Annotated in this window: 20 protein-coding genes; 7 read left to right on the forward strand and 13 right to left on the reverse strand. The window is 64.4% G+C overall.

The window, feature by feature from the left end; all coding sequences use genetic code 11:
* Positions 1 to 26: 26 nt before the first annotated feature.
* Together I6F24_RS05455 and I6F24_RS05460 are read left to right on the forward strand one after the other, a co-directional pair.
* Complete coding sequence (locus I6F24_RS05455; protein WP_225124830.1) at positions 27 to 1721, forward strand: PAS-domain containing protein; 1695 nt, start codon at positions 27 to 29, stop codon at positions 1719 to 1721.
* Between the two features lie 141 nt (positions 1722 to 1862).
* The gene (locus I6F24_RS05460; protein ID WP_225151320.1) at positions 1863 to 2237 is read left to right on the forward strand and encodes a hypothetical protein; all 375 of its coding nucleotides are present in this window, start codon (positions 1863 to 1865) and stop codon (positions 2235 to 2237) included.
* Between the two features lie 180 nt (positions 2238 to 2417).
* Here the strand turns inward: I6F24_RS05460 and I6F24_RS05465 are convergent, their stop codons facing one another.
* The 6 genes from I6F24_RS05465 to I6F24_RS05490 form a co-directional block, all read right to left on the reverse strand.
* Positions 2418 to 2909, reverse strand: coding sequence for a hypothetical protein (locus I6F24_RS05465; RefSeq protein ID WP_057029563.1), 492 nt, complete (start codon positions 2907 to 2909; stop codon positions 2418 to 2420).
* Between the two features lie 180 nt (positions 2910 to 3089).
* Entirely contained in the window at positions 3090 to 3821 is a 732-nt protein-coding gene (locus I6F24_RS05470) for an aspartate/glutamate racemase family protein (RefSeq protein WP_225151322.1), read from the reverse strand.
* A gap of 21 nt (positions 3822 to 3842) precedes the next feature.
* Positions 3843 to 4721, reverse strand: a complete 879-nt coding sequence (locus tag I6F24_RS05475) for an ABC transporter permease (RefSeq protein WP_025037151.1) — start codon at positions 4719 to 4721, stop codon at positions 3843 to 3845.
* Positions 4722 to 4724: 3 nt separating this feature from the next.
* Entirely contained in the window at positions 4725 to 5678 is a 954-nt protein-coding gene (locus I6F24_RS05480; protein ID WP_036015279.1) for an ABC transporter permease, read from the reverse strand.
* Positions 5679 to 5683: 5 nt separating this feature from the next.
* Positions 5684 to 6973 (reverse strand): PotD/PotF family extracellular solute-binding protein, encoded by a 1290-nt coding sequence (locus I6F24_RS05485; RefSeq protein ID WP_225151324.1) that lies wholly within the window; start codon positions 6971 to 6973, stop codon positions 5684 to 5686.
* A 44-nt stretch (positions 6974 to 7017) separates the two neighbouring features.
* Positions 7018 to 8004 (reverse strand): ABC transporter ATP-binding protein, encoded by a 987-nt coding sequence (locus I6F24_RS05490; protein WP_225151326.1) that lies wholly within the window; start codon positions 8002 to 8004, stop codon positions 7018 to 7020.
* A gap of 255 nt (positions 8005 to 8259) precedes the next feature.
* On the opposite strand from I6F24_RS05490, the gene I6F24_RS05495 reads away from it, so the two are divergent.
* Positions 8260 to 8967, forward strand: a complete 708-nt coding sequence (locus I6F24_RS05495; protein ID WP_036029681.1) for a GntR family transcriptional regulator — start codon at positions 8260 to 8262, stop codon at positions 8965 to 8967.
* A gap of 40 nt (positions 8968 to 9007) precedes the next feature.
* On the opposite strand, the gene I6F24_RS05500 is transcribed toward I6F24_RS05495, so the two are convergent.
* The 3 genes from I6F24_RS05500 to I6F24_RS05510 form a co-directional block, all read right to left on the reverse strand.
* Positions 9008 to 9985 carry a tripartite tricarboxylate transporter substrate binding protein gene (locus I6F24_RS05500; RefSeq protein WP_036029677.1) on the reverse strand — a complete coding sequence of 326 codons (978 nt, stop codon included), beginning with the start codon at positions 9983 to 9985 and terminating at the stop codon, positions 9008 to 9010.
* A 104-nt stretch (positions 9986 to 10089) separates the two neighbouring features.
* Entirely contained in the window at positions 10090 to 10905 is an 816-nt protein-coding gene (locus tag I6F24_RS05505; RefSeq protein WP_036015272.1) for a helix-turn-helix domain-containing protein, read from the reverse strand.
* A 104-nt stretch (positions 10906 to 11009) separates the two neighbouring features.
* Complete coding sequence (locus tag I6F24_RS05510) at positions 11010 to 11237, reverse strand: hypothetical protein (protein ID WP_036015270.1); 228 nt, start codon at positions 11235 to 11237, stop codon at positions 11010 to 11012.
* A 118-nt stretch (positions 11238 to 11355) separates the two neighbouring features.
* On the opposite strand from I6F24_RS05510, the gene I6F24_RS05515 reads away from it, so the two are divergent.
* The gene (locus tag I6F24_RS05515; protein ID WP_249787213.1) at positions 11356 to 12900 is read left to right on the forward strand and encodes an FAD-dependent oxidoreductase; all 1545 of its coding nucleotides are present in this window, start codon (positions 11356 to 11358) and stop codon (positions 12898 to 12900) included.
* Positions 12901 to 13078: 178 nt separating this feature from the next.
* The gene (locus I6F24_RS05525) at positions 13079 to 14839 is read left to right on the forward strand and encodes a CYTH and CHAD domain-containing protein (protein WP_225151328.1); all 1761 of its coding nucleotides are present in this window, start codon (positions 13079 to 13081) and stop codon (positions 14837 to 14839) included.
* 120 nt (positions 14840 to 14959) lie between these two features.
* Here I6F24_RS05525 and I6F24_RS05530 read toward each other — a convergent pair whose 3' ends face one another.
* The 4 genes from I6F24_RS05530 to I6F24_RS05545 all read right to left on the reverse strand — a co-directional run bounded on the left by I6F24_RS05530 (position 14960) and on the right by I6F24_RS05545 (position 19326).
* Positions 14960 to 15583, reverse strand: coding sequence for a transglutaminase-like cysteine peptidase (locus tag I6F24_RS05530; RefSeq protein ID WP_036029667.1), 624 nt, complete (start codon positions 15581 to 15583; stop codon positions 14960 to 14962).
* A 330-nt stretch (positions 15584 to 15913) separates the two neighbouring features.
* On the reverse strand, positions 15914 to 16525 hold the full coding sequence (locus I6F24_RS05535; RefSeq protein ID WP_025037137.1) for a PilZ domain-containing protein: 612 nt from the start codon (positions 16523 to 16525) through the stop codon (positions 15914 to 15916).
* Between the two features lie 124 nt (positions 16526 to 16649).
* Positions 16650 to 17900, reverse strand: a complete 1251-nt coding sequence (locus I6F24_RS05540) for an MFS transporter (protein WP_346656898.1) — start codon at positions 17898 to 17900, stop codon at positions 16650 to 16652.
* A 268-nt stretch (positions 17901 to 18168) separates the two neighbouring features.
* A complete protein-coding gene (locus I6F24_RS05545) occupies positions 18169 to 19326 on the reverse strand; it encodes an acyl-CoA desaturase (protein ID WP_225156196.1) in 1158 nt (385 codons plus the stop codon).
* Between I6F24_RS05545 and I6F24_RS05550 the strand changes: the two genes are divergently transcribed.
* Positions 19304 to 20455 (forward strand): zinc-binding dehydrogenase, encoded by a 1152-nt coding sequence (locus I6F24_RS05550; protein ID WP_225115092.1) that lies wholly within the window; start codon positions 19304 to 19306, stop codon positions 20453 to 20455. The two genes, I6F24_RS05545 and I6F24_RS05550, sit on opposite strands and share 23 nt — an antisense overlap.
* Positions 20456 to 20458: 3 nt before the next feature.
* On the forward strand, positions 20459 to 20941 hold the full coding sequence (locus I6F24_RS05555; RefSeq protein ID WP_225115091.1) for a DUF5680 domain-containing protein: 483 nt from the start codon (positions 20459 to 20461) through the stop codon (positions 20939 to 20941).
* The last annotated feature ends 46 nt before the right edge of the window (positions 20942 to 20987 follow it).

Here is a 20987-nt window from a genome sequence, read left to right on the forward strand (position 1 = left end):
CGTTTTCAACCAGGAGGAGCGGCGCCATGGGAGCTGCGGCGCTGGAATCCGGCTTCAGTGCCGGAACCAAATTCTTGAAGAAATTGGTCCGTTTCGTGCGCGGCGCCGACACGCTGACCGTTGCGGAGAAGGTCTACAGCATCGCCGCCTTTCTCGCGATCGTCACCACTTTCCTGCTGGTGATGTCGGTCCAGTCAGTGCGCCTGCAGACGACGTATCGCCACCTGCATGCCACCTCCGCCGACGCGGCGGTCGGCGTCGGGCGCATCAACGCCCTGATCTACGCCGTCGTGATGGAATCGCGCGGCATCTACATGTCCGCCGATCGTGCCGCGATGAAGCAGTTCGCGGACGGGCTGGTGCGGCGCAACCGCGAGCTCGCCGAGGCCGTGAAGAGCATGGAGCGCACGGTGGGCGACGACGACGCCGAGCTGTTCTCTTCCTTCCGCCAGCGCATCCAGCAATTCATCGACTTCCGCCAGGAGCTGGTGCGCCGCGGCGTCGAGATCAGCCCGGCCGCGGCCCGCGAGTGGGGCGACAACGACGCCAATCGCACCCTGCGCAGCAAGCTCAACAGCGATCTCGAAGCGCTCGAGCGCATCTACGAACAGCGCGCCCGCGAGGCGGACGAACTCGCCGACAGCCACCGCTACGCGGCCGCCTATCTGTTCGCGCTGGGGCTCGTGGCGCTGATGCTCGCGGCGTTGAACGTCGTCGTCATGCGGAACTCGGTGATCGGCGCGCTCGCCGATATCACGCAGGCGACCGACCGGATCGCGCAGGGCGACGTCAAGAGCGAGGTGCCGCATCTGCGCCGTCACGACGAGATCGGGCGCCTTGCGCGCGCGGTGCAGAATTTCCGTGACGCGGTGGCGCGCATCTTCGAGCTCGAGGAGCTCGAGCTCGGCACTGCGCAGGCGCGCGACGCGGCGATGACCGAGCGCGACAAGTTCAACGACAAGTACCAGGCCAAGAAGTGGCAGCTTTCGGCAGCGATCAACAACATGCCGCAGGGGCTGATCATGCTCGACGGCAAGGCCAATGTGGTCGCGATGAACGCCAATTACCGCAGGATCTACAATCTGCCTGAGACGATCCAGACCGGGTCGAGTCTCGAGGAGATCCTCCAGCACAGGGTCGAGAGCGGATTGTTCAGCGGCGACGTCACGAAATACGTCGCGGCGGTGCTCGACCGCATCGCCAAACGCCAGCCGACGTCGTACGAGATCGCGCTGAACGACGGCCGCATCATCAAGATCTACGAGCGCCCGATGGACGGCGGCGGCTGGGTGTCGGTGCAGGAGGACGTCACGGAACAGCGCCACCGCGAACGCATTCTCGAACGGATGGAGCGCTTTCTCGCCACTATCATCGAGAACGTGGCCGAGGGCATCATCGCCAAGGACGCGCGCAATCTGCGCTACGTCTTTGTCAACAAGGCTGCCGAGAAGATGATCGGCATGTCGCGCGGCGAGATCATCGGCAAGACGGCGCGGGAATTGTTCTCCGTGGAGGCTGCCGAATTGATCGAGCGGCGCGACCAGCAGTTGCTCGCACAGCGGCAGCAGCTCGAGCCGATTATCGATACCATCGATAATCCCGTCCGCGGGCGCCGCGTCATCTGCGCCCGCCGCATCCAGGTGGGGGGCGCCGGTGAGGAGTCCCACATGTTCGTGACCATGGTCGAGGATCGGACCGAACGGCCGGCAGCGGCGGCATAGCGGCCGGCGGCAGCTCGCATCTGCCGCGGGCTGCCGATGCTCGCGCGGAAGTGAGACAGTGTGGCTGTCACGAATGACCGACTGACGGTAGCTTGGTCCTGCTTTGAAGCGTGGAGCAACCTCCACGCGGAGGATCGAGTGATGTTACGCAGGATGATGATGACGGCGCTGGCCGTGGTGGCGGTCGGGCTGTCGGCGCCCCAAAAGGCCGAGGCGGGCGGCGGTTTCGGACGTGGTGGAGGTTTTCACGGCGGTGGTTTCCATGGTGGCGGCTTCCATGGCTGGGGGCACCGTCATTGGCATGGCGGCGGCTTCTGGCCAGGGATCGGGATCGGGGTGGGTCTCGCCGGCGCCGGCTACTACGGCGGTTATTACGGCTACGGCTACCCGTATTACGGCGGCCCCACCTATTATGGCGTCGGCTACAACGACGGTTATGGCGGCTGCTACGTCGTGCGCAAGCGCGTCATGACCCCGTCGGGATGGCGCTACCGCCAAGTCGACGTCTGCGAGTGAGGCGAAATAGCTGTTAAAAAACAAGGTCGTTGACGCAGTATACCGTCAACGACCTTGCCAGCCCCGGATATTGAAATCGGCTCACGCCATCCGGTAACGGCGAGCATCGCGCGGAATCATACCGGCGAATGTGATCCAGTTCACAAGTGGCGAAAATAAAGTTCCCGCACCGTGACCGGCTCAGCCGCCCGAGCGCTTGCGGGCGCTGGCGTGGACGCGCCGCGCTGGTTTCCTGCGGGTAACCGATGGAGTCTCGACCTCGGTCGCCCGTGCACTGGCAAAGGACTGCCGCAAGCCGTCGATGGATTCGTTCAAGGCCGTAACCTGCTCCGACAGGCGCTTGGTGTCGGCCTGTTGCGCCGCCAGCAGCCGCTTCATCGTCTGAAGCTGGTCCTGCACCACCTGGAGCTGGTCGATCGATTCCTGCTGGGTCGCCTCCAGCCCCTTGGTCTTCTCGACCAGCTGCTCGGAGGCCTGGGCGGTGCGGGCCTGAAGCTGCCGCGAGGCCACCACCCGGTCGCTCTCGGGGGCGGCACCGGTATAGGCCCGCCAGATTGCGATCGACGTCACGCCCGCGATCAGCAGCAGGAGGGCTGCAGCAGTCAGCGCGATCGGCTGGGCGCCAAGGCGAAGGAGGGTGTTGGACGGCCTGTCCTGGGCGAGATCGATCATCGCTGACAAAACCCAAATTGAAACTTGGTGAGTGGCGAAGACCGGCAACCCAGAGGGGTCACCGGGGCGTCCCGAAAGCCTTACGTTTCGGCAAGGAATGGGACCAAAAAGAGGCTGAGCGGCAAAAAACCAGTGATCAGCGGCTCTTGCAGCCCGGGAGCGCCGCGCAGGGGGCAGGGATCAAGGCTGAAATTGCGAGAACGGCCCGGAATAGCTCTTTGCGCGCGGTGCCGCATAGGGCCCAAGCCGGGAGGTCTTCAGTCCAAGCCGCACCAGTGATTCCGTCAGCGTCACGGCGGCGGCGACGCCGTCGACCACGGGAAGGCCGTGCGTGGCGGCGAGCTCGCCTGCGAGATCGGCCATGCCGGCGCAGCCGAGCACGATCGCTTCTGCCCGGTCGTCACGGATGGCGGCGGTGATCTCCGCCGATATCTTGCCGAGCGCATCAATGTTGCGCTCTTCGAGCGCCAGCACGGGGACCTCGGCGGCACGGACGCGGGCACAGCGTTCGGCCAGGCCGTACTTCCGCAGATTGTGCTCGATCGGCACGATGGAGACGCCGAGCGTGGTCACCACGGCAAAGCGCGCCGCGATCAGGCTCGCGAGGTGGAAGCCGGCCTCGCCGATGCCGATCACAGGCGCTTTGGCGGCGGCGCGCGCGGCATCCAGGCCGGTGTCGTCGAAGCAGGCGATGATGTGTGCGTCCGCGCCGTCGCGATCGGCCTCGCGAATGCAGCCGAGCATGCCGGGCACCGCGAAAGCTTCGTCGTAAAACCCCTCGATCGAGACCGGGCCCATCGCCGGCTGACGCGCATCGATCACGGTGCCCGCGAGGGCAACGCTGCGCGCGGCAGCGGAGATCTTCGCCGTCATCGACGCCGTTGTGTTGGGGTTGACGACGTGAAGCCGCATTGGAACAGACGAGTCCTTATCTCAGACGAGTCCCTTGCCGGCGTCCGAGCCCTTGGCCGCCTGCCGCTTGTTGAGCACGTGAATGGTGCCGAGCGCAAGCGTGATGACCGTGAACGAGACCGCCGAGATCACGGTGCCGAGCGCGTAGATGTCGGGGTTGGTCACGGTGGTGGTGAGGCCTTGAAGATCCAGCGGCAACGTGTTCACGGCGCCGATCGCCTGGCTGGAGCGTGCGAGCTCGTCCCAGGACAGCGTGAAGCCGAACAGGCCGATGCCGATCACCGAGGGCAGGATGATCGGCAGCACGACATGACGAAAGGTCTGCCACGGTGTCGCGCCGAGATCGCGCGCGGCCTCTTCCAGCCGCGGATCGAAGCGGTTGAAGATCGCGAACATGATGAGCAGCCCGAACGGCAGCGTCCAGGTCAGGTGCGCGCCGAGCCCGGACGTCAGCAGGCCCATCGAGGTCTCGAAATTCTCGTTCCAATGCGCCTTGATCAGGTCGTCGATGATGCGGAACTCGAGCGAGATGCCGAGCGAGGTGATGATCGAGGGCACGATGAGGCTGGCGATCGCCGAGTAGAACAGGATGCTCTGCGCCTTGAACTTGCGCCGGAACGCCATGCCGGCGGCGACCGACAGCACGACGGTGACGATCATCACGACGATGCCGAGCAGCAGCGAGCGGCGGAAGGCGGCACCGAGATCGACGATGCCGGTGCCCTGGAACAATTTTGCGATCCAGAAGGTCGATACGCCGTTCATCGGGAAGGTGAGGCCGCCCTGCGGCCCCTGGAACGACAGCACGTAGATCGCGATCATCGGCCCATAGAGAAACAGCACATAGGCCGCGAAGAAGATCGCGAGCACGTAGAACGAGCGCGGGCGTCCTTCCTTCATGCTCTAGAGCTCCTTCTTGATGTCGACGATGCGCGACATCATGGTGATGATCAGGAAGGTGATTGCGAGGAGGATCACGGCATTGGCCGCGGCGGCGGGGAATTGCAGCGCGTTGACCCGCGTCTCGATGATCTTGCCGGCGGCGGCGATCTGCTGGCCGCCCATCACGCCGATGGTGATGAAGTCGCCCATCACGATGGTGATGACGAAGATCGAGCCGATCACGATGCCGGGCTTGGCCAGCGGAATGATGACGTTGACGAGGGTCTGGAAACCGCTGGCGCCGGCATCATAGGCGGCCTCGATCAGCGACTTGTCGATGCGCACCATCGAGTTGAAGATCGGCACCACCATGAAGAAGGTGAAGAGGTGCACCAGTGCCAGCACCACTGAGAATTCGGAGAACAGCAGCCATTCCACGGGATGGTTGATCAGGCCCGTCTTCATCAGGCCGGTGTTCACCAGGCCGTTGCGGCCGAGCAGCGGGATCCAGGCGATCATGCGGATCACGTTGGAGGTCCAGAACGGGATCGTGCAGAGCAGCGACAAGCCCATCTGCCAGGTCTTGGACTTGACGTGGAAGGCGAGGAAGTAGGCGACCCAGAAGCCGACGAAGAGGGTGATGGCCCAGACCAGGAAGCAGAGCTTCAGCGTCTTCAGATAGGTCTTGGCGATGGTGCAGAGCTCAGGGAGCTGCGCGATGCAGCCTTCGAACGTGTCGGTGTAGCCGCGGCCGGAGAAAGCCGGCAGCAGCTGGTATTCGTTATAGTCCCAGAACGAGACGATGACGACGAAGACGAGCGGAATGAGGAAGAACGCGAGAAAGACCAGCATCATCGGCCCGGCCTGGAGCCAGGAGATGAAGGACGGCGACAGGCGCGTCGGCTTTGCGGCGCGCGCTGTGCCCGACCCCGGGATCAAGCCCGGGGCTGCCTGTTGCAGGACTTCTTCCGACATGTCCGTTACGCCGCGATGAACTCGTTCCACTTGCGGACCATGTAGTCGTTCTCGTCCATCACGGCGTTCCAGCACGCGACCCCGCCCATGCGATCCTCGTAGGAGCCGCCGTCACGCACCGCGCCGGCCTTTTCAAGCAGCGAGCCGTCGGGCGCCTTGATGTCCTTCTCGGCCGGCTTGCCTTCCATCCAGTAGGCCCATTCGTAGGGCTCCATGTGGGCCTTCGCGGTGGAGAGCACGGCGGAGTAATAGCCCTGGCGGTTGAGATAGGCGCCGGCAAAGCCCGACAGGAACCAGTTCACGAATTCATAGGCCCATTCGAGCTTGGCACCCGAGACGCCCTTGGACACGCAGAAGCCGGAAGCCCAGGACCGGTAGCCTTCCTTCAGCGGCTGGAAGGTGCAGGGGATGCTCATCGAGCGCACCTTGGTAACCGCCGGTGACCACATCGACTGAATCACGGTCTCGCCCGAGGCCATCAGGTTGACGCTCTCGTTGAAGTCCTTCCAGAAGGCGCGGAACTGGCCGGCCTTCTTGGCCTCGGTCATCACCTTCATGGTGAGATCGATCTCTTCCTTGGTCATGTTGCCCTTGTCGGCATATTTGTACTTGCCGGAGGCTTCCACGACCATGGCGGCATCCATGATGCCGATCGAGGGGATGTTGAGGATTGAAGCCTTGCCCTTGAATTCGGGGTTGAGCAGCTCGGCCCAGGTGGTGATCGGACGCTTGATCAGGTCGGGGCGGATGCCGAGCGTGTCGGCGTTGTAGACGGTCGGGATCAGCGTGACGAATTCCGTCGCCGACGTCGCGAACTTCTTGGAGTCCTTGCCTTCGAGATAGAGCACCTTCCAGGGCGCGGTGCCCTGGCCGCCGATCTTCTTGCCGCCGGGCGTCTCGCCCTTGGTGAAGACGGGGGTGATGTTGCCGAACTCCTTGATCTTCTTGGCGTCGAGCGCAAGGATGTTGCCCGACGGCACCAGCTTCTTCAGCGAGAAATATTCGGTATCCAGCACGTCGAAGGAATTCGGCTGCGTCATCACGCGCTTGGTGACATCGTCGGTGGTTGCGGTGATGTATTCGATCTTGATGCCGGTGTCCTTCAGGCACTGCTTGGCGATGTCGTCGCCCTCGTTCACGGCCGTGCCGAGATAGCGCAGCACCTTCGCATCGGCCGACTTCACGTAAGGAAAGCCGGTGATCGCGCCGGAGCCGGCGGCAAGGCCGGCGAGACCCGCGGTGCCCTTCAATAGCGTGCGGCGGCTGACGCCGGTCTTCCTGGTCGTCTCGGTCATTTCGCTCACTCCTCTGTGTTGCGCATTTTCCGTGGTGAAGGGTGCTATTGCAGGCGTTGTGCCTTGGCGGGATCCCAGGTCGCCAGCACGCGATCGCCCGGGCGGAACGGATGCACGTCGAAGGCGGCCTCGGGAACGTGGGAGAACAGGGCGGTGCCGTCGTCGAGCGTGAGCGAGACGGCGATATAGGAGCCCTGGTATTCGGTCTGGGTCAGCAGCGCCGGCGCGCCGAAGGCGCCGTCGGCGAACGGCACGATGCCGAGCTGATCGGCGCGAACGGCGATGAGATTGCCGGCGTCGCTGAGCACGTTGTGTCCGCCGATGAATCGGGCCACGAATTCGGTGCGGGGACGATGGAAGATGTCGCGCGCCGTGCCCTGCTGCTCGATCCTGCCGTGGTTCATCACCACGATGTGGTCGGCGAGGGCCATCGCCTCTTCCTGGCCGTGGGTAACCTGGATGAAGCTGATGCCGAGCTCGCGCTGCAGCCGCTTCAGCTCGCCGCGCATCTTGACGCGCAGGAACGGATCGAGCGCCGAGAGCGGCTCGTCGAGCAGGAGGATCTGCGGCTCGGTGATCAGCGCGCGCGCGAGCGCGACGCGCTGCTGCTGGCCGCCGGAGAGCTGCGCCGGAAGACGGCCTGCATATTGGCTCATCGCGACCAGCTCGAGCAATTCGCCGGCGCGCTTGTGCCGCGTCGCCTTGTCGATGCCGCGCATCTTCAGGGCGAAGGCGACGTTGTCGAGCACGGAGAGGTGCGGAAACAGAGCGTAGGACTGGAACATCATCGCGGTGCCGCGCTTGGCGGGCTCGAGGTCGGTGACGTTCTGCGCGCCGAGGATGATGTCGCCTTCGCTGACCGCCTCGTGACCTGCGATCATGCGCAGCGTCGAGGTCTTGCCGCAGCCGGAGGGGCCGAGCAGGCAGCAATAGGTGCCGGCCGGGATCTTCAGGTTGACGTTGTCAACGGCCAGCGTGGCGTCGTAGCGCTTGGTGACGGCGACCAGTTCGAGAGCGGCGGGAATGGCCATGGCGTGTCCGAGGAGGGGCGTTGCGTCCCGCCTCTCTCCGCAAGGTCCGTGCCAACAGCCCGCGACGATGCGAATTTCAGAAACTGTGCAGCGGAGTCAGATCGTTAGATCGATTCCGGCCCAATGTCGGGCCGTCACCCGTGCAGCCAGCTGCACACAAAACGGGCGAAGATTGTATAAAGTTTCGCCTGTGATTGGATACAGCTCGTCGACTAACATTGCAGGCCGAACGTTCGTCGATCGAGCCTCACAATCATGGCCGCCAAGACCCGCCAGAAACCCGATGCGCCAGACGCGAGCGATCGCGTCAGCCGTATCCGGGAGGGTGTGACTGCCGCGATCCTCGAGCATCGCCTGCTGCCCGGCACCAAGCTCGGGGAGGACGAGATCGGCGACATCTACGGCGCAAGCCGGACGCTGGTGCGCTCAGCGCTGCAGCAGCTTGCGCATGAGGGCATCGTCAATATCGAGAAGAATCGCGGCGCTTTCGTTGCGCGCCCGACGCCGGCTGATGCCCGCGAGGTGTTCGAGGCGCGGCGCCTGATCGAGCCCAGCATCGTGGACCGCGCCATTGACGCGGTTTCGCCGGCCTGGCTCGATCGCCTGCAGCACCATCTCACGGAAGAACGCGAGGCCGAGTTGCGCGGCGATGCCCGCGCCTCCGTCCGTCTGTCCGGCGAGTTTCATCGTCTCGTCGCCGAGATGAGCGGCCACAGCATCTATCTCGGCTTCCTGAAGGAGCTGATCGCGCGCTCCTCGCTCATCATCCTGCTGTACCGCCGTCACGACACGCCCGCGTGCGGCACCGATCATCACGCCGGGATCGCCGCCGCGATCCGCAAGCGCGACAAGGCGCGCGCCGGCGCCTTGATGCTGTCGCACCTGAACGAGATCGAGGCGGAGCTGTTCCTGAAGGATCCCGCCGCCGATGAATTGCGGCTGGCGGACGTGCTGGGGGCGTGAGAAGGGCGTCGCCAGCGCACGGGATCGGCGGGTCCGGACGCTATTGTGGCTCCAATCCGAGATTCTTGATCGATTCCAGCCAGACCGGCCCTTCTTTTTCGTAGAGGGCGACCGAGGATGCGCGGTCCATTGCCGGCGCATCGACCCCGAAGGCCTCCAGCAGCTTCTGGACACGCTCGGTCTTGCCGCCTTCGACCATCAGCTTGGCGAGCAGCTCGATCCGGTCGGTCGGCGTCGCAGCGGGCGCCACCAGGGTCGTGAAGCTGGTCAGCTGGAAGACCTTGCCGGTGACCCCCTGCTCGGTGAACGTCTTGGTGTCCGGCAGCTTCTTCATGCGAACCAGTGACGGAACAGCGATCGCGCGGCCGACGCCGGTATCAAGGACCGGAAGCGCGGCTTGGTAGCTGCCGGTCGCGGCCTGGATGACGCCGGCCGCCAGGTCCTGCCACATCGGCGCTTCGCCGCGGTAATGCACGATGGAGATGTCGAGGCCGTATTGGCGATTGAGCTCGGCGATCGCGATGTGCGCGAACGAACCGATCCCATACGAGCCGGCCGTGACCTTGTTGCGGCGCGCATAGGCGACGAAATCTTCGATGGACTTTGCACCGGTGGCGGAATGGACGACCAGCGGCAGATGACCCGATGGCGTCATCGCGACGATCGTGAAATCCTTGTCCGGATCGTAGGCGAGCGACTTCAGCAGCAGTCGGTTTCCGAGCAGCGTGGACGAGATCGTGTACATCAGCGTATGGCCGTCCGCCGGCGAATCCTTGACCGATTGGGCTGCCAGCGCGCCGCTCGCTCCCGTCTTGTTTTCGACGACGACCGGCTGTCCGAGCTTCTGAGAGATGTAATCGCCATAGGCGCGGGCGAACGCATCGGTGATGCCGCCGGCGGGCGTCGACACGACGATCTTGATTGCTTTGGTTGGCCAGGCTTCGGCCGCAGCCCCATCAGCCGTGGCCAGCACCAGGCCTGCAATCGCAGCGCCCAGCATTGCGACGAATGTCCTCACTTGCCCCTCCGGTTTTGTTGCGTCTTTGGGCGCCCTTTGGCCGCCGGGCAGAGATGTCACACGAGCAGAGCCAAATAGAAACAACATTTCATTGTGTGAAATGGCTAGCTCTTGGCGGCCGCGGACGGGCCGGCCGCAGCAAGCCTGGCGCTGAGCGTCTCGGCCAGTGCGGAGGCGACTTTCTTCATCTGAGGCACGAAGCGCCTGAGACCTTCCTCGGTGCTGACGGCCTCGCGCAGCATCATCACGTTCATGCTTGCGAACAGGCGGTTCGGAACAGCGACGGGAACGCCGATCGCCCAGACGGCGCCGCCGAAGATGCGGCGGCTGTAGCTCTCGTCCATCACTGCGAATCCGGCTTTCCGGATCGCGCGCAGCACCTTGGTGAGTTTGGCGGGATTGCGGGCGAGGTCGTTCCAGGGCTCCGGGCTGAGGGCAAGGCGCGCCGCGATGCGCTCCTGCTCGGCCGGTTCGCAAAACGCCAAATAGGCGCGCCCCATCGAGGTGCCCAGCACGGGAAAGCGAAAACCCGGCGGACGGTAGAAGAGCAGCGAACCGCCGATCCGCGTCGTATGCGCGATCACCATGGATTCCTCGTCGAGCACGGCCACGTCCGAGGGCCACTGAATCTGTTGGCGAAACTTGTTGAGCATCGGTTCGGCGATACCGCCGATCCAATTGGGTTCGTCGTAGCCGGCGCTGAGCAGGAGCGCCCGTCCGGTCGGGGCATAGCTGGGCGGCTCGGCGCGCCGCACTACATATCCTTCATGCTCCAGCGTTTCGAGCATGCGGACGATTGTTGCCTTGTTGAGGCCCGTCGCCTTATGCAGCGAGCCTACGGTCGATTGCCGTTCCTGGTTGATGACGCGCAGGACCTCGAGGCCTCTCGACAACGCGATAACGGGACGGAACGAGGGCATGGCAGCTCTTTGTGAGGACCGTGCCGCTAGTCAATGATGTAATCGCCGGATCAGTCAACAGGCCCGACTCCCGGCCGGGAATTGGACGGTGCCGCATCGGCTCCTCAGCGACCGATTTCGCTTTCGGCGGCAAGCTGCCCCTCTGCCGTGATCTCGTATTCGCCGTCGTGCTTGGTCATCCATCCTGACCTGACCATCTCTCGTGCAAGCTGTATCGAGCAGATCGGATGATTGCCGCCCGGGTGATACAGCCTGTCGTTGCGGACGAGCAGGTGCCCGTACAATCGCGCCTGGCGCAGCGCCCTGCGCATCCCCGGTGATGGACTTTTCATGCCGGTTCAAGCGCGAGCACGATGAAGGTTCCTAATGAATGCGGCCATCTCATCGGTCGATAGCGCACATAGGAACCGTCATTCTGCTGCATCGTTTGTTCTTCCGAGGAGTAGCGCCATGAATGTACGGGATGAGCACACGTGGTCCCTCTGGATGGACGTATCTGTCGCCGAAGCTCCGGTGCTGTCGAGTACGGTCGGCGTGGACGTTGCCGTGGTCGGCTCCGGAATAGCCGGGCTTTCGGTCGCATATGAACTTGCTTGCCATGGACGTTCGGTCGCAGTGATCGATCGCGGCCGCATCGGCAGCGGGATGACGGCGCGCACCACGGCGCATCTGGCGACCGCGCTTGATGATGGTTATGATGCGTTTGTGCGAGTCCGCGGCCCTGACTGTGCGCGGCGTTACTATCAGAGCGTCGCTGCCGCGATCGATCGCGTCGAGGCCATCCAAGGCGCCGAGCACATCGATTGCGGTTTTAAGCGCGTCGATGGCTATTGGGTACTGGCATCCGAAACGTCCGCATCCGAGCTGGATAGTGAATTGGACTGCTGTCGCAAGCTGCAGATTCCGGTCGAAAATTGCATCGAGCGGACACCATTCCATGACAGCGGTCAGACGCGTTCGCTGCGCTTTCCGCGCCAGGCGCGCCTGCATCCGACTAAATATCTCGCCGGTCTGGCGAGCGCACTGCAGCGCCGGGGCGCCCAGCTCTATGCTGACACCTGCGTCGAGAGCATCCAGCAACGCCAGGGTAGCATGGTCGTCACCACCGCCTCAGGCTACGAGGTTCACGCCGCCGACGTGGTGGTTGCGACCAACTCGCCCGTCAATGTTCAGGTGGCGATCCACACCAAGCAGGCGCCTTACCGCACTTATGCACTCGCCGCGAAGATTGCGGCCGGCGCCGTGGAGGATGCGCTCTATTGGGACACGCTCGATCCTTATCATTATGTCCGCCTCCACCCGTTATCTGCCGACGAGGACATCGTGATCATCGGCGGCGAAGATCACAAGTCGGGTGAGGCGAATGATGGCGCACAGCGCCTTGACGCGCTTGAGCGCTGGGCGCGCGAGCGATTGCCGGATTTGCGCGAGGTCACCCATCGGTGGTCGGGTCAGGTGTTGGAGCCGGTCGATTTCGCCGGCTTCATCGGCCGCAGCCCCGAGGAGCATGTATTCGTTGTCAGCGGCGACTCCGGGCAGGGGATCACCAACGGGCTCGTGGCCGGCATGCTGATCGCGGATCTCATCACCAGCGGCGCAAGTGCCTGGGAGGACGTCTACGCTCCGTCGCGGAAGATTCAAAGGAACATCGGCGAGTTCATCAGCGAGAACATCACCCCTATCAAGAATTTCGCGGAGTATCTCACCGCAAGTGAAATCGCGAGCGCTGAACAACTGCGGCCCGGCGAGGGGCGCCTCTTCCGAAGCGGCCTGAAGAAGATCGCGGCGTGCCGGGACCGAAGCGGACATTTGCATTTGCATTCGGCGAGCTGCACCCATTTGGGCTGCGTCGTGCACTGGAACTCACTCGAACAGTGCTGGGACTGCCCATGTCACGGATCGCAGTTTGCACCCGATGGCACCGCGCTCAACGGCCCGGCGGTTTCCCCGCTCGGCGAGGCTGAAAAGCCGGCCAATCTTGAAGCGGCAGAATGACCGGCATCCCTCGGCGTGTTGTGGTCAGGCTTTGAAGGGGTATGCGCTGACGGCTGCAGCTTTTATGTGACGCGTTACGTGTGAATCATGATCGCACGGCGATCTGATGTGACTAGTCCTCGCAGGCTGTACAGGCTATATCCTGTCGCCTTGTCATCGAACTGTCATGTTACCGCAAATGCTAAAGTCAGATGCTGCGCCGGCTCGCAAGACTCCGGGCGCACCGGAAGCCAATCCTGCTGTTGGGAACACCAAGAGAACGCAGCTCCTTACCGGCTTCCCGGGGCAACGCGAGGACGTCAGCGTGGAACCCGCGACGGTCGAGGAGCGCGCTGCCATTGAGCAGACGCCATCGCAGGACGTGACGCCCGCGCCGAGCCCGACCCAGCCCGCATCTCCCGCCGCCGAAATCGAGCTCAAGCTGCTCGTTGGTGCCGATCGCATGGCGCATTTCGGCGCAGCGCCCGTGATCGCGGCGAACGCACGCAACAAGGGCACGCGCAAACGTCTCAAGTCCGTCTACTACGACACGCCCGAGCGGGCGCTTCGTCGCGCCGGCCTGAGCTTGCGCGTCCGCCAGAGCGGCACGCGTTTCGTGCAGACCGTGAAGACCGAGGTTGCGGACGATCCGTTGCGTCGCGGCGAATGGGAAGCAAGCGTGCCTTCGCTTGCGCCCGATCTCGCTTTGGCGATGCCGTTCATTCCCGAGAAGATTCGCGAGCGACTCAAAGCGCAGCCGCTCGAAGCGGTGTTCACGGCCGATGTGCATCGTCACACGCGCATCATCGACCTGCCGTCCGGCACGGTCGAGGTCGCCTGCGACCGCGGCGAGCTGACGGCCGGCGACCGGTCGCTTCCTGTCAGCGAGATCGAGCTGGAGCTGAAGAGCGGCAGCACGAGCGCGATCTACGAGATCGCTCTGCGCCTTGCGGAGCACGGAACGGTGAAGCCGTCCATCCGCAGCAAGTCGGCGCGCGGCTTCGACCTTGCCGCGGACCTGCCGCCGTCGGCACGCCGGCCGCGCAAGCTTCGCCTCGATCCCTCCGTGACGCTCGACGAAGCCTTCGCGACCATCCTGCGCACCTGCTTCCTTCACCTGCTGCAATCGCTGCCGGCGGCCGAGGACGGCCGCAATCCGGAAGGCGTGCATCAGCTGCGCGTCTCGCTGCGCCGGCTGCGATCCGCGCTCGACCTGATGCGATCGGTCGGCGCGCTCAGCAACCTCGAGGCGCTGCGCTCGGAGGCCAAATGGCTGGCGCAAGGCCTGTCTGCCGCGCGCGACTGGGACGTGTTCCAGCTCGCCACCTTGCCGGCGATCGCAAAAGCCTGTCCGTCGGTCGCGGCTTTCGATGCGCTTGGGCGGGCCGCGGCTCAGCGTCAGGCGGAAGCCTATCGCAGCGCCCGCCACGCGCTCGATGATCGCCGTTGCGCGCTCTTCCTGATCGGTCTTGGCGGTTGGATCGAGACGCGCGGCTGGCGCAACGGCGTCGCGCCCGAAGATCTCGGCCGGCTCGCCGAGCCCGCCCTCAATTTCGCGCAGCGCGTCCTATCGGAACAGCACGCGAAGGTGCTCAAGCGCGGCCGCCGCTTCAAATCGCTGACGGTCGACGAACTGCACCGCGTGCGGCTCGCCACCAAGCGGCTGCGCTATCTCAGCGAGTTCCTGCTGCCGCTCTACGAGGATCGCAAGTCCGCACGAAAATTCGCACGCCGGCTCGCCGGCTTGCAGGAGGAGCTCGGCGTCTTCAATGACATGGCGGTGACGGCCTCGTTGCTCGATGGGCTCGGCGCTGACGATCGCGACAGCGCCATTGCGGCGGCCGCGATCGCCGGCTGGCAGGCGCGGGCATCGATCGGCATGCAGCAGGGCTTGCAGGATAGCTGGCGGGATTTTGCCGCCGCACGCGTGCCCTGGTCGCGCCAAGGCGAGCAGAGCTGATCGCGCTTTCCCAAAAAGTTGCGCCCAGCCATTGGGGGATGGCTGGGCGCGCGCGAACCGGTCTGGGACGGGGAGGGGTGGGGATGTGACCGGGTCGCGTAACCTGTTGTCTCGTTCCTACTAATCTTTGGCGCTGGCGGTGGAGACCGCCGGCTTGGTATCGCCCAGCGAGACCCAGACGTTGGGATCGCTCTGCGACTGGCGCTTGACGAAGCGGTAGCCGGTCTCCGTCCAGGCGAGGACGTTCTCGTTCTGATTGTCGAGAATGAACTCGCCCTTGTCGGTCTTCACCGTCAGCACCGCGTGGCCTTCGCCTTTCTTGTCGCGCACCACGGTGATGAGCAGGGCCTGGCGCGGCCAGCCGGCATCCATCAGCATCTTGCGCTTCAACAGCACGTAGTCTTCACAGTCGCCGTAACCGTCTGACGGCAGCGACCACTTCTCGATCACGCCCCAGTGCTCCTGGTCGGTCAGAGGCTTGACGGTCTCGTTGACCCAGCGATTGACCTTGACGAGGTCGCGCCATGCGGCCTGCGACATCACGATGTCGCGCGGCTGCAGCGGTGCGCCCTGGCACTGGGCAGCATTGTCCGCGCAGAACTCGACCCAGCCGATCGGCGCACGCGTGGTGTCGCCGAGGCTCGCGTAGAGCAGACGGCCTTCGCCGGCCTGCGCTGCCGCGCTGATCCCGAAGAGCATGGCGGCCAGCGCCAGTCCCTTCCCCCGTCCCCTGAAGTCAAACATTGCGGCCCCCGTTTCTTGTTGGGACCACATTTCGCACGGAGCTTTTGAGTTGCCGCTAAGTCGACCAAGTCAAGTCGAGACGAATGCAAGTAAAAGGCGCGGCGAATTCGATCTATACTTGAATAGAATTCGCGTAAAATTGGATATAACTGCAATTGATTCAAATTTTATCTATTAACGCGGAAGCGCTGGGAGGAGCGTTGTTTGCGCTCATCTGCAGCCCCTCCGTTAACCGCTGGCCATTCGCCCCGGGACATGAAAAAGGCGGCGTCCGCATCGCGGAAGCCGCCTTCGAGCCTGGAAATATGGAGGTTTTCGCGTCCTTGCGCTTTACCGCGCGGTAACGCTCTCTTCGAGTGTCTCCACTGGCTGCTCGTGCATGAACTCGAGCGCGAAGCCGTCCTCGAGGTTTCGAACCACGCGGCCCTGGACGCGGCCGAGCAGAACCGTCGACTTCAGCGGCGGCCGGTTCTCGGCGGCGATGGCCGCGCCCGACAGCGAGAGGTCGATGATGCGGCAGGTCATCTTGGTGCCGTCCTCGAGCGTCAGCACCGCGATCGGGTTGCGCGGCACGATACGGTCGTGGCGGCGGTCCTCCGGCAGATTGAGGATGTCGCGGTTGGCGAGCCAGGTCAGCTGCGCGGCGAGCTTGTCGCGCTTGCGCGGCGTCGCACCGATGGTCATGGCGAAGCCGTTGTCGATGATCCGGGTGATCTTGCCCTCGACGCGGCCGATATGGTCGAGATAGGCGACCACGCGGTCGCCGACATTGCCGATGCCGGGGGCGAGCAAAGCGAGGCCGCCCGGCGACATGTTGATCACCTGGCAGGGGAATTCCCGGCGGTCCGGCAGCATGTAGCGGCCGAGCAGGTGCACCTTCACCCGCTGGAAGCGCCTGCGCTCCTCGGCGGCCGGAAGAAATTTTTTGTTCGCCAACGCCATTTCCAACACCCGACCCCCCGCCCGGGCGGAGTCCTTGCGACCCTAAGGTGCACAGGGTTAATGCCGCGTTAGGATCGGGCGCGCCGGTTGCGGACAGACACGATGCGCTCGAAAAGCCACACCTTCAGGCGGGGCTCGGCTTCCTCCCGGCGCGCCCATAAAGCAGGCACAGCAGCGCCAGCAGCACGGCGGCCGACAAGCCGAGCGACCAGTGGATGCCGATCGCCGCGCCTGCCACCCCGACCGTGATGCCGCTGAAGGCGCGCATGCCGAGCCCGGCCATGTTGTAGAGGCCGACGACGCGGCCGCGGATGTCGTGCGGGGCGTTCAGCTGCACCAGCGCCTGCGCCATGGTGTTGAAGGAGAGCTCGAAGAAGCCCGCGAAGAACAATAGCGCGATCGCGACCGGATAGACCGGCACGAGCGCGAAGCCGAGCAGCGCCACGCTCCACAGCATCGCCAGCGTGATCGCGGTGCGCGGGGTGCCCTTCAGCCGTCCCCAGGATTCCAGCGCGATGCCGGCCAGCAATGCGCCGGCCGCGTCCGCGGCGAGCAGCACGCTGTAGGAGACGCCGGGATCGCCATGGCCGAGATCGCCGGCATAGCCCGGCATCTGGGCGTGATAGGCGTTGCCGATCATGAAGGAGGTGAGGCCGGCGAGCCACGTCATCGCCGACAGCACGGGCTGGGTGCCGATCGCGCGGATGGTGAGCACGATGTCGGCAAGGCCGCGCACGGCAAAACGCCTTGCCGCCACGCTCTTGTCCCTGATCGGGGCCCAGAACAGCCAGAGCAGCATCGGCAGATAGAACAGCGTGTTGAAGATGATGCCGTGCGAGGGACCGAGCGTCAGCATGATGAGCCCGCCCACCGCAGGTCCGACCAGGATGCCGAGATAGCGCGCCATCGCGTTCAGCCGCACCGCGCTCGGCAGGTCGGCCGGGCCGACCAGGTCGTAGAGCAAGAGCTGGTTCGGCGTCTGCCAGAGCACGCCGGCGCAGCCATGGATCACCAGAAGCAGCATCGCGTGCCACATCTGGATCGTATCGGTCAGGAAGAAGAAGCCCCAACCGGCGGAGGCGACGATGAACAGCAGCATGCCGCACTGGATGATGCGGCGCGGATCAAACCGGTCGGCGAGGCCGCCGACCGCGACGGAGAACAGCAGGAACGGCAGCCAGTGCGACAACACGGCAAACCCGCCCAGCGTCGGCGAATGGAATTTCTGGAACACCACCCAATAGCTGATCACATGCTCGATATTGTCGGCCATCATCGCCAGCACGTAAGAGGCGAACTGGAGACGGTAGGGCACGGACCTCATCGCCGCGAACGATCCGGACGCGGCCACGGGATTTTGGGGAAGGGGATTCACGGGATGACCTGAGGTGAGACTCGTGGCGAGTTACACGCTCGCCGGCCGGCGCTCAAGACAATTGGGCGTGCTGGAACAGCAGCCATGCATGCTTGCCACCAGGCCCCGTGATCTCAGATGCAAGCCTTGTGAGCTCCGGCTCGCTCTCGTCGAGCCGGGGCAGCGACGCAATCCAGACTGCCCCTGTTGAGTGATTCTGGATTGCTTCGTCGCAACAGCTCCTCGCAATGACGGCGCCTGTAGTGCATCGACGTCACCATCGCGATCATCACGCAGCATCGGCGACCCCATCGTCCCGTTTCGCCTCGGTCAATCGCCGCAAGCCGGGCCGCTCCGGTAGGTTGTGCGGCGTCCTGACATTCCAGACCAACCCGATCGCTTCGAGTGATCGGATCAGCCACCAGCCGGGATCGACCTGTCCCGGCAAAAGTCCGAGCTTCGCCGAGCCCGGATAGGCGTGATGGTTGTTGTGCCAGTTCTCGCCCATGCTGATCAGCGCGGCGAGGCGGACATTGTAGCCTTGGGCCGCGACGCCATCGACGCTCCAGATCTGATCGCCGCTTGTGTGGGAGAAGTGGCCGACCAGCCAGTGGCCGGTGACGCAGACGCTGACGCGCACGCAAATGCCCCAGACCAGCCAGTCCAGCCCGCCGATTGCAAAGAAGAGGAGGGCCCAGGGCAATTGCTGCAACATCCATGTGCGTTCGATGAAGGCATAGAACCGGTCACTGGCAAGCGGCGGCTCGAGCCGGAATCTTGGCGGATGGCGCAGCACCAGCCGGCAATGCAATTGCCACCAGGCATCGCGCCAGAAGCCGGCGCCGTGGCGGGAATATTCATGGCACGCGGGCTGGCGCTGCGCCCAGTCGCGGAAATCGTGCAGGCGGATCATGCCGAACGGCCCGGCCATGCCGACGAGCGTGCCGAGATAGACGAAGAGATGTTCCAGCCAGAGTGGGCAGTCGTAGCTCGCATGAATCAGCTTGCGGTGCACGCCGACGGAGTGCCCCGCGCAGAGCGTGACGGCGCTCGCTGCGAGGAAGAGTGCGAATGCCGACCAGGAGAAGCAGAGCGGCGCAAGCGCGATGGCGGCCGTCGTCATGCCCGCGAGCCACAGCGACTTCTGCGGCGCCCATTGCACATATCCGTCTACCGGATCGGTGTCAGAGGCGACAAAAATTCGTTCCGAACCCGGTCGCAAATCCATCTGATGATCCCGGCTGACCGCGGCGCGAGGAGCCGCGCAGGTCCGAAGCAGGCATCGCTCCGGCACACGCAGCCTGCTCACACAACTGCGGCGTGTCAACGCGCCGCGTTGGTATTTCCAATGTCGCAGGGCTGTCATAGGTTGATCGCAGGCCCGCACGATCAAAACACAACAAGCGGGCAGCGAGGAAACAGCCATGCAACAAATCCGCGTCTGCACCCACGCAGGTCCCGGCTCGGAGCCCGTGATCCGCACCGTGCCGTGGCCGAAGGTCGGCCGCAAGGCTGCGCTGATCAAGGTCGGCGCCTGCGGGGTTTGCGGCACCGATCTCCATATCCTCAAGGGGCACTGGCCGAAGCCGCTGCCCTGGCCGTTCACGCTGGGACACGAGCTCGGCGGCGTCATCGTCGAATGCGGCGACGAGTTCACCGAAGATTTCATGAGCAAGCCGCTCAAAGTTGGATCGAAAGTGATGATCCCGCCCTTGATGCCGTGCGGCCGCTGCTACTATTGCATCCACTATCCGCAAACCGCGAACAAATGCCTGACGCCGGTCTATTACGGCCGCTATCTCGGCTTCGACAAGGCGCCGCATTTGTGGGGCGGCTGGGCCGAATATGTCTATGTCGATCTCGACATGCTGCCGGGCACCAAGATCTACAAGCTGCCGGACGACATGTCGTTGCGCCTGGGTGCGCTGTCGGAGCCGCTGACCTCCTGCATTCGGGCCTTCAATCGTGCGACCCGCGCCGGCGGATTCAGCTGGGGCGACACCGTGGTGATCCAGGGCTCCGGCCCGATCGGCATTCTGGCGGTCGCGGCCGCCAGGGAGATGGGGGCGGGGCGCATCATCTGCGTCGGCGCGCCGGAGGAGCCGCGGCTCAAGCTGGCGCGTGAGTTCGGCGCCGAGGCGACCGTGAACATCGAGGAGCTGAAATCACCGCAGGATCGCATTGCGCGCGTCCGCGAGATCGTCGGCGGCTTCGGCGCCGATCTCGTGATGGACTGCTCGGGCCACCCCTCAGCCGGCCCCGAAGGCATCGAGATGCTGCGCGACGGCGGCACCTATGTCGAGATGGGCCAGTTCACCGACGCCGGCTCGATCGACACCTCCTGGCACCGCATCTGCACCAAGGATCTCAACGTGCTGGGATCCTGGGGCTTCACCGGCAACGACCTCCCGCTCGGCGTCGACATGCTCTACCGCACCCGTGACAAATACCCGTGGCTGAAAATGCAGACGATCTACCCGTTCACGGAAGCGGGCGTCGCGCAGGCCGTGCAGGACGCAATGGCGATGAAGACGGTGAAGGCGACGATCGTGCCGTGGCCGGAGCTGGTGGAGTAGACGATGCCGTCCGCGCCTCACGATCTCGCGGCGTTCCTGGTCGAAGCCAAACGCCGCACCTATGCGGGTCTCGATGACGATGCGACCGTTGCTGCGCCGCTGCTTACCGGCTCCAAGCAGCTCGAGCATCACGCGCCGCCTTATGCCTATCGCGATATCTATTTCGGGATGGGCTTCTTCGTCGGGCAGGAGACCGTGTCGCGGGATGAACGCGTCATCTGGTCGATGAGCTACAGCGGCGGCGTTCGTGCGGAGATCACGGAGCGGGAGATCTTCCTCGCCATCTACAAATTCCTGCGCCAGGCGTTGCTGCGCGTCGGCGTCGAAGAGCCTTACCGGGGACCTCGCCTGTTCGAGCAGGACGGCATGGCGTACCGCAACGAGATCGAAGGCGGTATCGATCGCGTCCACGGTGTGGAGACGATTGCCCGGCAGGATGGTACACCGCTTTATGAGCTGCGCTATGGTAGCGGCCTGCTGCGATAGACAAAATCCGTAGCCCGGGTGGAGCCGAGCGTAATCCGGGGACGTC

Source organism: Bradyrhizobium sp. BRP23 (genome assembly GCF_020194135.1).
Classification (GTDB): domain Bacteria; phylum Pseudomonadota; class Alphaproteobacteria; order Rhizobiales; family Xanthobacteraceae; genus Bradyrhizobium; species Bradyrhizobium yuanmingense.

Coding starts and splice junctions, on each gene's coding strand:
- I6F24_RS05465 (WP_057029563.1), bottom strand. CDS start 2,909: ATGATCGATCTCGCCCAGGACAGGCCGTCCAACACCCTCCTTCGCCTT.
- I6F24_RS05480 (WP_036015279.1), bottom strand. CDS start 5,678: ATGTCGGAAGAAGTCCTGCAACAGGCAGCCCCGGGCTTGATCCCGGGG.
- I6F24_RS05550 (WP_225115092.1), top strand. CDS start 19,304: ATGCAACAAATCCGCGTCTGCACCCACGCAGGTCCCGGCTCGGAGCCC.
- I6F24_RS05515 (WP_249787213.1), top strand. CDS start 11,356: ATGAATGTACGGGATGAGCACACGTGGTCCCTCTGGATGGACGTATCT.
- I6F24_RS05505 (WP_036015272.1), bottom strand. CDS start 10,905: ATGCCCTCGTTCCGTCCCGTTATCGCGTTGTCGAGAGGCCTCGAGGTC.
- I6F24_RS05490 (WP_225151326.1), bottom strand. CDS start 8,004: ATGGCCATTCCCGCCGCTCTCGAACTGGTCGCCGTCACCAAGCGCTAC.
- I6F24_RS05470 (WP_225151322.1), bottom strand. CDS start 3,821: ATGCGGCTTCACGTCGTCAACCCCAACACAACGGCGTCGATGACGGCG.
- I6F24_RS05555 (WP_225115091.1), top strand. CDS start 20,459: ATGCCGTCCGCGCCTCACGATCTCGCGGCGTTCCTGGTCGAAGCCAAA.
- I6F24_RS05460 (WP_225151320.1), top strand. CDS start 1,863: ATGTTACGCAGGATGATGATGACGGCGCTGGCCGTGGTGGCGGTCGGG.
- I6F24_RS05530 (WP_036029667.1), bottom strand. CDS start 15,583: ATGTTTGACTTCAGGGGACGGGGGAAGGGACTGGCGCTGGCCGCCATG.
- I6F24_RS05495 (WP_036029681.1), top strand. CDS start 8,260: ATGGCCGCCAAGACCCGCCAGAAACCCGATGCGCCAGACGCGAGCGAT.
- I6F24_RS05475 (WP_025037151.1), bottom strand. CDS start 4,721: ATGAAGGAAGGACGCCCGCGCTCGTTCTACGTGCTCGCGATCTTCTTC.
- I6F24_RS05525 (WP_225151328.1), top strand. CDS start 13,079: ATGCTAAAGTCAGATGCTGCGCCGGCTCGCAAGACTCCGGGCGCACCG.
- I6F24_RS05455 (WP_225124830.1), top strand. CDS start 27: ATGGGAGCTGCGGCGCTGGAATCCGGCTTCAGTGCCGGAACCAAATTC.
- I6F24_RS05510 (WP_036015270.1), bottom strand. CDS start 11,237: ATGAAAAGTCCATCACCGGGGATGCGCAGGGCGCTGCGCCAGGCGCGA.
- I6F24_RS05535 (WP_025037137.1), bottom strand. CDS start 16,525: ATGGCGTTGGCGAACAAAAAATTTCTTCCGGCCGCCGAGGAGCGCAGG.
- I6F24_RS05485 (WP_225151324.1), bottom strand. CDS start 6,973: ATGACCGAGACGACCAGGAAGACCGGCGTCAGCCGCCGCACGCTATTG.